The sequence below is a fragment of the Tersicoccus phoenicis genome, assembly GCF_001968835.1.
Classification (GTDB): domain Bacteria; phylum Actinomycetota; class Actinomycetes; order Actinomycetales; family Micrococcaceae; genus Tersicoccus; species Tersicoccus phoenicis.
The window spans coordinates 47,708-57,838 of the sequence record NZ_MRDE01000050.1; the positions used below are offsets into that span (position 1 = coordinate 47,708).

The window sequence follows — 10,131 nt, forward strand, 5'->3', positions numbered from 1 at the left end:
TCGCCCGGCGCGGCATGAGCGCCCCGCCCCAGCGAGCGCATCGTTCCACGCAGCCCGCCGGCCACCCGCGGCCCCGGCCGGCCACCTGGCTGCTGCTCGCGGGCATCCTTGCCGTCGCCGCGAATCTGCGGCCCATTTTCACCTCTCTCGGCCCGCTGATCGACCAGGTCGGCGCGTCCACGGGCCTGGGTCCGTCCGCGCTCGGCCTGCTCGCCGCGATGCCGTTGCTGGCGTTCGCGCTGATCTCGCCGGTCGCGGCGGCGGTGGGCAATCGGTTCGGGGCGGTGCCGACTCTGCTCGGCGCCCTCGTCGTCCTGCTGATCGGGGCGCTGCTGCGGATCATCCCGGGGACGCCGATCGGGCTGTGGGTCGGCTCCTTCACCGTGGGCGCGGCGATCGCGGTGGGCAACGTCCTGCTGCCGTCCGTCGTCAAGGCTGAGTTCCCGCAGCGGGTGGCGCTGATGACCGGCGTCTACACCGCGGTGCTCGGTGCGTCCGCCTCGGCCGGCGTCGGGCTGGCGGTGCCGCTGTCCCACCTTGACGTCGGCGGCGGCCCGCTGGGGTGGCCGTTCGCCCTGACCGTCTGGGCGCTGCTGGTACTGCCGGCCATCGCCCTGTGGCTGCCGCAACTGCGCTATGCGAGAGCCGAACGCCGGGAACAGCGGCCTTCCGCGCCGGTCCCTTCCACGCCACGTGCCCGGGGCCGGAGCCGTTCGACGGTGTGGACGTCGGCGTTGGCGTGGCAGGTCACCGCGTACATGGGGCTGCAGTCGGCCGTGTTCTACATCCTCATCACGTGGTTGCCGACCATCGAACGGTCCCAGGGGATCGGCGATGTCGAGTCCGGCTGGCACCTGTTCGCGTTCCAGTTCGTCGGGGTGGCCGCCAGCTTCACGACGTCGTTCCTGCTGCGCGGACCGCGGCAACGCCTGGTCGCCGCGGTCGCTCCCGCGGTGACCGTGGTCGGCGTCGTCGGCATGCTGACCGCGCCGACGGTGGCCCTGCTGTGGGCGCTGGTGGCCGGCGTCGGCTCCGGCGCGTCCCTGGTGACCGCACTGAGCCTGATCGCCCTGCGCACTCGTGACCACGTCGATGCCTCATCCCTGTCGGGGATGTCCCAGTCGCTCGGTTACCTGTTCGCGGCGATCGGCCCGCCGGTGCTGGGCGCCCTGTTCGCTGCGACCGGCTCCTGGGTGGCACCGCTGGTCGTGATCGGCGCCGTCGCGTTCGCCCAGCTGGTGGCCGGGCTGCTGGCCGGCCGGGACCGCGTCGTCGGCGGCCCGACCGGTCTATGAATGCGAGCGGAGGTATTCGCGGAGCCCGGGGATGGCGAAGTCGACCTTTCCGTATCCCGTGGGATCGATGAGCCCGGCTGCGAGGAGTCTGGCGCGGTAGTTTCCGACCAGATTGGTCCGGGCTCCGATCCGGCGGCCGATGTCGGCAGCGGACGAGGGCCGCCGTCTTCCGCCATGGCTCGGAGGAATGCCATGTCCTTGCGTGACGCGCTGGCCAGGGCTGCTTCGATGACGGTGCGGGCATGGCGCCGCCGCGCTGCATCGACGGCCCGCCGCACGTGGTCTGCCGTCACGATTCCCTGGCTGAGCTCGGCCTCCCTCCAGAGGAAGTAGCCGACGAGCTGGATGAGGAACGGGTAGCCTTTGGTGGCTTCCGCTGCCGCTCGAACGTGGTCAGGGGAGATGCTGAAACCTGCTGCGGTGAACGTAGTGGTGAAGGATTCCTCCACTTCCCGGACCGCGGCGGCGTGGAGGTCGACCTTGTCGGCGCGCCGCAGGAAGGTGGCTACTCCCTCGTTGATCGCCACGCGACCTGCCGCTCGGGCGGCAGTTGAGTCGGATGCCGAAGCCCGCCGCCGCCACCGCCGTGATTCGCCTGCCATGACGGCCGCTGCCGAGTTCTTCGGCCAGTTGGTGCATCGACTCCCCGATGCGTCCCATGAATCCGCCCGTGGCTGTCTCGGAGATCACGGCCCAGCCGTGCTCGCGCGCGACATCATGGGCCGCGCCGAGCATGACGGTCTTGCCGATGCCTCTGGCGCCAGTGAAGATGGTCAGAAGTCCCGGCGCACCGGAGCCTATGCGCGGGCCGTAGTCGAATTCGTCCAGCAGCCCGGCACGTCCGAGGATCTCGGGCGGCGTTGCGCCAGCGGACGGCCGGAACGGATTCTCCAACTGAAGCTCCTTGTGAGGACCTATGTATCTTGTGAGTCTTGTGTAATTGCGCGAGTTCCGTAGGTTCGGCGGCTTTGCCGGAGCGTGCGACGTTGTGGCTCCCAGCTGATCAGTGCAGACACTGTCTGCACGACGACGTGCTGAGCCCCGTGCTGCGCATCGCGCACCTGACCCTTCAGGGTGGCGAGGGCGTCGGTGTAGCCAGCGGGAAGATCACGGTCGAGGTCGCTCATGGTCGCAGGCTCTGCGCCGCCACCGACGGAACTGCCGCCCGCCACCGGCCGAACCGCACCACCTGACCGATCCCCACGTCGTAGGATGAAGTCAGTCCAGACCGCCGACCCGAAGCAGGGGAGAAGATGCTCACCCAGATGGCCGCCGCCGTCCTGTCCGCCGCAGAGGATAAGGCTCCGGTGATCGCGCCGCCCGCCGTCGTCATGCTGGTGATCTTCGGCGTCTTCCTCGTGCTGCTCTTCGTGACCGTCTCGTTCACCAACGTGGGCATGCGGCACGAGGCGCACGACGAGCACGTGGACCCGCAACGCACCCTGCCGGCGGAGCACCACCGGGAGCAGGGCCATTAACTCCCCGGTCCCCACACCGGGTCACATCGCCCTGCCGGGGCGACGCACCCGGGTCGGCGTCATGGGCGGCACGTTCGACCCGATCCACCACGGGCACCTCGTGGCCGCGTCCGAGGTGGCCTCGGTGTTCGGGCTGGACGAGGTGGTCTTCGTCCCCACCGGCCAGCCCTGGCAGAAGGCCAAGCAGGAGGTCTCGCCCGCCGAGCACCGCTACCTGATGACGGTGATCGCGACGGCGTCCAACCCGCGGTTCAGCGTCTCCCGCGTGGACGTGGACCGGCCCGGCCGCACCTACACGATCGACACCCTCCGCGAGCTGCACGCGCTGCGCCCGGACGCCGACCTGTTCTTCATCACCGGGGCGGACGCGCTGGCGCAGATCCTGTCCTGGAAGGACGTCGACGAGCTGTGGTCGCTCGCCCACTTCGTCGGGGTGACCCGGCCCGGGCACGAACTGAGCAACATCGGCCGCGACGACATCTCCCTGATGGAGATCCCCGCGATGGCGATCTCCTCCACCGACTGCCGCGAGCGGGTGCACGCCGGCCACCCCGTCTGGTACCTCGTGCCCGACGGCGTCGTCCAGTACATCGCCAAGTACGGGTTGTACACGCCCGACGTGGCGGCGGTCGAGTCCGGCGTCGGCCGGCCCGTCGCCGCAACCGACGCCGCGAGCCGTACCGCGACCGCCCTGGTGACCCCATGAGCGACCGGTTCCCCGCCGAGAATCCCGGGCCGTCGGACCAGCCCGGTCCCGTCCAGTACGCGACCCGCCGGGAGCGGCGTGCGGCCGAGCGTGCCGCCGAGGAAGCGGCCCGCCAGGATGGTCCGGATCAGGACGCTCTCGAGGCCGACGACGACGGCGTCGCGTTCGGTGCCGGGGCGGCGCTGACCCGCGAGGAGTACGAAGCCCGGATGGCCGAGCTCACCGAGCAGGCGGGTGAGCACGCCGTCAGCCTGTCCCGGCACGGCTCCAGCGCCGTCGACTCCGGCGGTCCGCACGGGCCCGCGCATGGGGAACACCTGGGCGCCGAGCACGCGGGGCCCGAGCATGTCGACCCGGCGATCCGCGCCGAGCAGGAGGCCCTGGCGGCCCGCGCCGCGGCGCTGAACGCCGCCCAGCGGGGGACGCCGGCCGGCCCGGCCATCACCGACTCCCCGGTCAGCTTCGTGCCCGGGCCCGCGGTTCCGGTGGCCGAGCCGCACGAGGCGCACAACCTCGGTGCCGTCACCCCGCTGCGCTACGAGCACGACCCCGCCTTCGACTTCCCGGTGATCGCCCCGCCGACCACCAGCCAGGTGTTCCTCACGTGGGACCCGGCGACCGGAACCGTGCAGCCGCTGCAGGGCACGCGGCTGGAGGACGGCGCATCGGCCGGCGACATCGGCGCCTCGACCGAGCCCGGACCCGCGACCGGCTGGGTGCCGACCGCGGCCCTGCTCGAGGCCGGTGCAACGTCGACGACAACGACCCCCGGTGCTGCCGCTGCCGAGCCCGCGCCTGTTCCGGTCGGCGCGGCCGACGCCGCGGGCCTGGACCCACTCGACGCGCGGACCGCCCGGAAGGGACGGCGTTCCTGGGTGGGGGTCCTGATCGGTGCCGCCGTCGTCGTGGTCGTCGGCCTGGCCGTGCTCGCCGTGCTGCTGCTCGCCGTGCCCCGCTGATTCCCCATCCAATCCGCTGAGTTCTTCTCCCACCCGTCCCCGTCAAGGAGTTCCGTGACCGCAACCGACACGTCCATCGCCCTCGTCCGGGCCGCCGCCCGGGCCGCCGCCGACAAGCAGGCGCACGACGTCGTCGCGCTCGACGTCAGCGAGCGGCTCGCCATCACCGACGCCTTCCTGATCGCGTCCGCGACCAGCGAGCGGCAGGTGAACGCCGTCGTCGACGCGATCGAGGAGGCCCTCGCCGAGCTGGGGGAGAAGCCCGTCCGGCGCGAGGGCCGGTCCCAGGGCCGGTGGGTGCTGCTGGACTACGCGCAGGTGATCGTGCACGTGCAGCACCAGGAGGACCGGGTGTTCTACGCGCTGGAGCGGCTGTGGAACGACAGCCCCGTCATCGACATCACCGCCGAACTGAACGCACCGGCGAACGTGCCGGCAGGTGAGGAGCGGGCCGCTACGCCCGACCAAGGGCAGGGCGATGCGCTCGACGGGTCCGACGCCGCCGCGGAGGACGTGACAGCGCCCGCGAGCGACGTCGACGAGCCGCGCACGTGATTGCAGCCGGTCCTACGGAGTCTGGCGACACCGCGGCTTCCGATACCCCGCCTGCCGACACCGCTTTTGTCACCCACGCGTCTCCCGGTCCGGCGGTGGCGGGGCTTGCCGGTGCGCCGGCCGACGGCGTCGCCCAGTACCGTCGGGTGGTCGTGTGGCGGCACGGCCAGACGTCGTGGAACGCGGCCGGCCGATTCCAGGGGCAGACCGACATCGAGCTCGACGAGGTCGGTCGGGCGCAGGCCGAGGCGTCGGCGCGGCTGCTGGCGGCGCTGAGCCCGGGCCGGGTCGTCGCCTCGGACCTGACACGGGCCCGGGACACCGGGGAGGCCCTCGGCCGACTGGCCGGTCTGCCGGTGACGGTGGACCTTCGGCTGCGGGAGACCTACGCGGGCCGCTGGCAGGGGCTGACGTTCGCGCAGATCGACGAGCAGTTCCCCGAGGAGGCGGCCGGCTGGGCGACCGGTGACGTGACGGTCGTACCCGGGGGAGGGGAGTGCCGGCTGGACGTGGCGGCCCGCGTGTGCGCCGCCGTCGAGGAACACCTGCGGGGGCTGCCCGAGAACGGTCTGCTGGTGCTGGCCACGCACGGCGGGGCGGCCCGGGTGGCGATCGCGTCGTTGCTCGGACTGCCGCACGACCGGTGGGCGGTGATGTCCGGCCTGGCCAACTGCAACTGGTCGATGCTGGAGGAGATGGGTCCCGAGAAGGCGACCCGGGGGCTGCGCTGGCGGTTGGCCGCGCACAACGCCGGGAGCCTCCCGGAGCCGGTCACCGTGCAGGAGGGGTGATTTGGTTTCCTCGGCGACCCTTGGCTAGACTCTAGGGGTTGCCGCGGCACGGATAAAGGTCTCGACCGGTGCTGTGTACGGCGACAACGGGGCTGTGGCGCAGCTGGTAGCGCACCTGCATGGCATGCAGGGGGTCAGGGGTTCGAGTCCCCTCAGCTCCACAAATATTAGAAAGCCCGCTCGTATTTGAGCGGGCTTTCGTGTTGCTGAAAGGTGAACACCGTCTATCGCTGCCTCTCCGTTGATGAGCATGTATGTCGCGCTCCAGAATTGCCTGTACTCGCCAGTATGGTGAGATTGGGTCTGACACCTACGGCAAGCGCTGTGAAGGCGAGTCCGGCGGCGAGGCAATTGCTTCGGCTACACGATGTTTGGGGGTGACAATGCGGTGGAGCTAGGTCACATCCAGCTCGCTGACTTGCGTGTGGGTCAGCGACTTACCGGCATCCTGCCTCAGCAGACTGTCACGCTCATCGCGGTAGATGCAATCGATACCGGACTGTATGAGGTCGTCTATCGAGACGGTCGCGGGAGCATGTCGGCTCGCACACTAGCCGATCACGACGCAGTTCGGCTCGCAATAGCGAGTGATGCCGAGTCGGCGCCGGCCTACGATGCGGACCCGAACGAGTTCCGGCTTGCTGCCGAGGCGCTGCGGATCAAGTACGCGGCGCTGTATGACCCGATGGTCGCGGTCAACAGTTCGGACGTTGACCCGCTGCCACACCAGATTCGCGCCGTCTACGAGGAACTGCTGCCGCGCATCCCGCTGCGGTTCCTGCTGGCCGACGACCCCGGCGCGGGCAAGACGATCATGGCCGGGCTATATCTGAAGGAGCTGATTTTGCGCTCGGACTGCGAGCGCGCAATCATCGTCGCCCCGGGTGGGCTCGTGGAGCAGTGGCGCGAGGAACTCAGCCAGAAGTTCGACCTGCGGTTCGAAATCTTCAGCCGCCAGATGGTCGATGACGCCCAGGGCCGCAACGTCTTCGCCGAGCACCCATTCCTGATCGCCCGCATGGACCAGCTCTCCCGCAGCGAAGACCTGACCGAGCAGCTCGGCGAGGTCACCTGGGATGTCGCCGTCGTTGACGAGGCCCACCGCATGTCGGCCCACTACTCGTCCTGGGCGGGCGAGGTCGATGAGACCAAGCGCTTCAAGCTCGGACGCCTGCTGTCGGAAACCGCGCACAACTTCCTGCTGATGACAGCGACCCCGCACGCGGGCAAGGAAGAGGACTTCCAGCTCTTCATGTCGCTGCTGGATCGCGACCGCTTCGAGGGCCAGTACCGGCAAGGCGTGCACCGCACCGACACCGACGGTCTGATGCGCCGCATGGTGAAGGAAGACCTGCTCACCTTCGAGGGCAAGCCGCTGTTCCCCGAACGCAAGGCCTACACCGTCGAGTACGAGCTGAGCCCGGCCGAGCGAGACCTCTACGAACAGGTCACCGACTACGTCCGCACCGAGATGGGACGGGCCGAGCGGATCGCCCAGGCCGGGGACAAGAAGCGCGGCAACAACGTCGGGTTCGCGCTCACCGTGCTGCAACGCCGCCTGGCCTCCAGCCCCGAAGCGATCCTGCGATCTCTGGAACGACGCCAGCAGCGGCTCGACACGAAACTGCGCGACATGCAGCGCATCACCGACGACGCCCGCTTCAGCACCTCCATCTCCTCACACATCGACGAATGGACCACCGGCAAGACCACGCTCGACTTCGGGAGCGACGCAGTGCCCGCGTTCTCAGTCGAGGACTTCGAGGACTTCGACGAAGAGACAACCGACGAGGAACGCGCCCAGTTCGAGGAACAGGCAGACCAGGTTGTCGATCTCGCCACGGCCGCGCAGACGATCCCCGAGCTGCGGGCTGAGATCGCGATCCTCGAAGACCTCATCAAGGTCGCCCGGCGCGTCAGGCTGCAAGACGATGACAAGAAGTGGGTGCAGCTGCGCACCATCCTCGACGAGCAGCTCCTGACCCACGATGGCTCGGGCGATGCCCGCAAGATCATCATCTTCACCGAGCACCGCGACACCCTCGACTACCTGCAAGCCAAGATCACCGCCCAGTTCGGCCGCGCCGATTCGGTCATCACGATCCACGGCGGAACCCGCCGCGAAGACCGCAAGCTCGCCCGCGAACGCTTCACCCACAACCCCGACACCGTGGTCCTCCTCGCCACCGATGCCGCCGGGGAAGGTCTGAACCTTCAGCGTGCGCACCTGATGGTGAACTACGACCTGCCGTGGAACCCGAACCGCATCGAGCAGCGATTCGGCCGCATCCACCGCATCGGCCAACGCGAGGTCTGCCACCTGTGGAACATGGTCGCCCGCGACACCCGCGAGGGCGACGTGTTCACGCGGCTGCTGGCGAAGATCGACCAGATGTCGATCGCCTACAACGGCAACCTGTTCAACGTGCTCGGCGACGCCGACGCCTTCCAAGAGCGGTCACTGCGTGACCTGCTGATTGAGGCCATCCGCTACGGTGACCAGCCCGAGGTCAAGGCCAAACTCGACCGCATCATTGACGCCGGCGTCTCCCACGGCCTCGACGAAGTGCTCGCCGAACGCGCCCTCCACCCCGAGATGTTCTCCGCCCTCAACCTCGACGAAGTCCGGGCACGCATGGAGAAGGCCCGCGAACGCCGACTCCAGCCCGGCTACATCGCCGCCTTCTTCCTCCCCGCGCTCACACGGCTCGGCGGACGCATCCGCAAACGAGAGAACGGACGCTACGAGATCACCCGCGTCCCCGCCCGGGTGATCGACACTGCGCGTCGCCTCAACCGGTGGGCACCCGTCGCCGAGCAGTACGAGCGCATCACCTTCAAACTCTCACGCATGCACCCCGACGGCCTCGCCGACGCCTCCCTCATCGCACCGGGCCACCCCCTACTGCATGCCGTGATCGAGGCAACCATCGACGACCTCGGCCCCACACTCAAGCAAGGCACCGTGCTGGTCGATCGCCGCTCCAAGCAGACAGACGCGCCGATGCTGATGTTCAGCGTCGAGCAGCACATCGAGAACACCGCAGCCGACGCCGACACCGTCTCTCACCACTTCGACTACCCGCTCCTCGAACAAGACGGCACCGTCACCGTTTCCGCAGCACCTCCGTACCTCGACTACGACCGACCCGACTCGACCGAGGCCGAAGCCATCGCCGAGATCACCGGCAGCGACTGGGCGCGACAGAACCACGAGAAGCTCGTGCGCGCCTGGGCCTACCGTGAAGGGCTCCAGCCCCGCATGGACGAGATCAAGACCCGCCTCGACATCGAGACCGCGCGGACCCGCGCACAGGTGAAGGATCGCCTGCTGGCCGAGATCAACCACTGGGATCGAGAACACAACCGCCTCGAAGCACTCGAACGAGGAGGCACCGTCTGCCGGCTCCGCGCCGAGACCGCACTCGTTCGTGCCCGGCAGCTCGATGAACGGCTGAGCCACCGGCTCGAACAGCTCGACGAGGCCACCAACCTTGTTGCCGTACCTGCCGTCATCCGCGGCGTTGCTCTCGTCGTCCCCAGCGCACTCCTCGCCACCGATGCTGAGCCTGAAGCGCAGACCTTCGCACGCCAGACCGAGGAAGTCGAACGTCGAGCAGTCGAAGCCGTGCTCGCCGCCGAACGAGCACTCGGACGCGAACCCGTCGAGATGCCGCGCAACAACCCCGGCTACGACATCCAGTCCACCGACCAGAACGGCTTCGTCCACTACATCGAGGTCAAGGGCCGCATCGAAGGCTCCGACACCTTCACCATCACCACCAACGAGATCACCTTCGCCCAGACCCAAGGCGACCGTCACCGGCTCGCCCTCGTCGAGGTCTCGACCAGGGGTGCCGCCAACGACCAGTTGCGCTACGTCAGCGACGCCTTCACCCACCTGGAACCATCCGCGACCACCCGTTCCTACAACGAGGTCTGGCGCGACTACTGGGAACGCGGAGAACCACCGCGATGACCCACCCCACCGACACCAATCAGCCCGACACCAGCGAGAGAAGCCCCGTGACCACCGCACCCAAAAAGAAGCTCATCGAAGTCTCGCTGCCACTCGAAGCAATCAACGCGGAGGCGGGGCGAGAGAAGAACATCCGCCACGGACACCCGTCGACACTCCACCTCTACTGGGCTCGGCGCCCCCTCGCGGCTGCTCGTGCTGTGCTGTTCTCGCAGTTCGGAATTTGTCAAGGCGGATGAGGCCGGTGGGTGTTAGGCGGCGAGTTGCATCTCGTCGGCTGATGGCTGGTTGATCCACGTGGCAGGCTGCCGGTCGAGGATCTTGGGTCGGGCCTCGGCGCGGGCGGTGAACCGCTCGGGGTGGGCTTT

10 protein-coding genes and 1 tRNA gene are annotated in these 10,131 nt (G+C 68.9%); 9 read left to right on the top strand and 2 right to left on the bottom strand.

The annotated features are described in order from the left end of the window. Positions 1 to 14 precede the first annotated feature (14 nt). Complete coding sequence (locus tag BKD30_RS07970) at positions 15 to 1,295, top strand: CynX/NimT family MFS transporter (RefSeq protein ID WP_083956133.1); 1,281 nt, start codon at positions 15 to 17, stop codon at positions 1,293 to 1,295. A 393-nt stretch (positions 1,296 to 1,688) separates the two neighbouring features. Here the strand turns inward: BKD30_RS07970 and BKD30_RS16710 are convergent, their stop codons facing one another. Continuing rightward, positions 1,689 to 2,189, bottom strand: coding sequence for an ATP-binding protein (locus tag BKD30_RS16710; protein ID WP_235861564.1), 501 nt, complete (start codon positions 2,187 to 2,189; stop codon positions 1,689 to 1,691). 20 nt (positions 2,190 to 2,209) lie between these two features. Next, positions 2,210 to 2,422 (bottom strand): hypothetical protein, encoded by a 213-nt coding sequence (locus BKD30_RS16495; protein ID WP_143588115.1) that lies wholly within the window; start codon positions 2,420 to 2,422, stop codon positions 2,210 to 2,212. Between the two features lie 126 nt (positions 2,423 to 2,548). Between BKD30_RS16495 and BKD30_RS07980 the strand changes: the two genes are divergently transcribed. The 8 genes from BKD30_RS07980 to BKD30_RS08015 all read left to right on the top strand — a co-directional run bounded on the left by BKD30_RS07980 (position 2,549) and on the right by BKD30_RS08015 (position 10,002). Next, positions 2,549 to 2,773, top strand: coding sequence for a hypothetical protein (locus tag BKD30_RS07980; protein WP_076703824.1), 225 nt, complete (start codon positions 2,549 to 2,551; stop codon positions 2,771 to 2,773). Positions 2,774 to 2,834: 61 nt separating this feature from the next. Next, positions 2,835 to 3,479 (top strand): nicotinate-nucleotide adenylyltransferase, encoded by a 645-nt coding sequence (nadD, locus tag BKD30_RS07985; protein ID WP_076703826.1) that lies wholly within the window; start codon positions 2,835 to 2,837, stop codon positions 3,477 to 3,479. Then, a complete protein-coding gene (locus tag BKD30_RS07990; protein WP_076703827.1) occupies positions 3,476 to 4,438 on the top strand; it encodes a hypothetical protein in 963 nt (320 codons plus the stop codon). Before nadD ends, BKD30_RS07990 begins: the two co-directional genes overlap by 4 nt. Positions 4,439 to 4,492: 54 nt before the next feature. Next, the gene (gene rsfS / locus BKD30_RS07995; RefSeq protein ID WP_083956134.1) at positions 4,493 to 4,993 is read left to right on the top strand and encodes a ribosome silencing factor; all 501 of its coding nucleotides are present in this window, start codon (positions 4,493 to 4,495) and stop codon (positions 4,991 to 4,993) included. Positions 4,994 to 5,088: 95 nt separating this feature from the next. Then, positions 5,089 to 5,784 (top strand): histidine phosphatase family protein, encoded by a 696-nt coding sequence (locus BKD30_RS08000; protein ID WP_076703829.1) that lies wholly within the window; start codon positions 5,089 to 5,091, stop codon positions 5,782 to 5,784. An 88-nt stretch (positions 5,785 to 5,872) separates the two neighbouring features. Further along, positions 5,873 to 5,945, top strand: a tRNA-Ala gene (locus BKD30_RS08005). A gap of 374 nt (positions 5,946 to 6,319) precedes the next feature. Then, complete coding sequence (locus BKD30_RS08010; RefSeq protein WP_235861565.1) at positions 6,320 to 9,763, top strand: helicase-related protein; 3,444 nt, start codon at positions 6,320 to 6,322, stop codon at positions 9,761 to 9,763. Beyond that, a complete protein-coding gene (locus BKD30_RS08015) occupies positions 9,760 to 10,002 on the top strand; it encodes a DUF1156 domain-containing protein (RefSeq protein WP_235861566.1) in 243 nt (80 codons plus the stop codon). The genes BKD30_RS08010 and BKD30_RS08015 overlap by 4 nt, the downstream gene beginning before the upstream one ends. Positions 10,003 to 10,131: the final 129 nt, after the last annotated feature.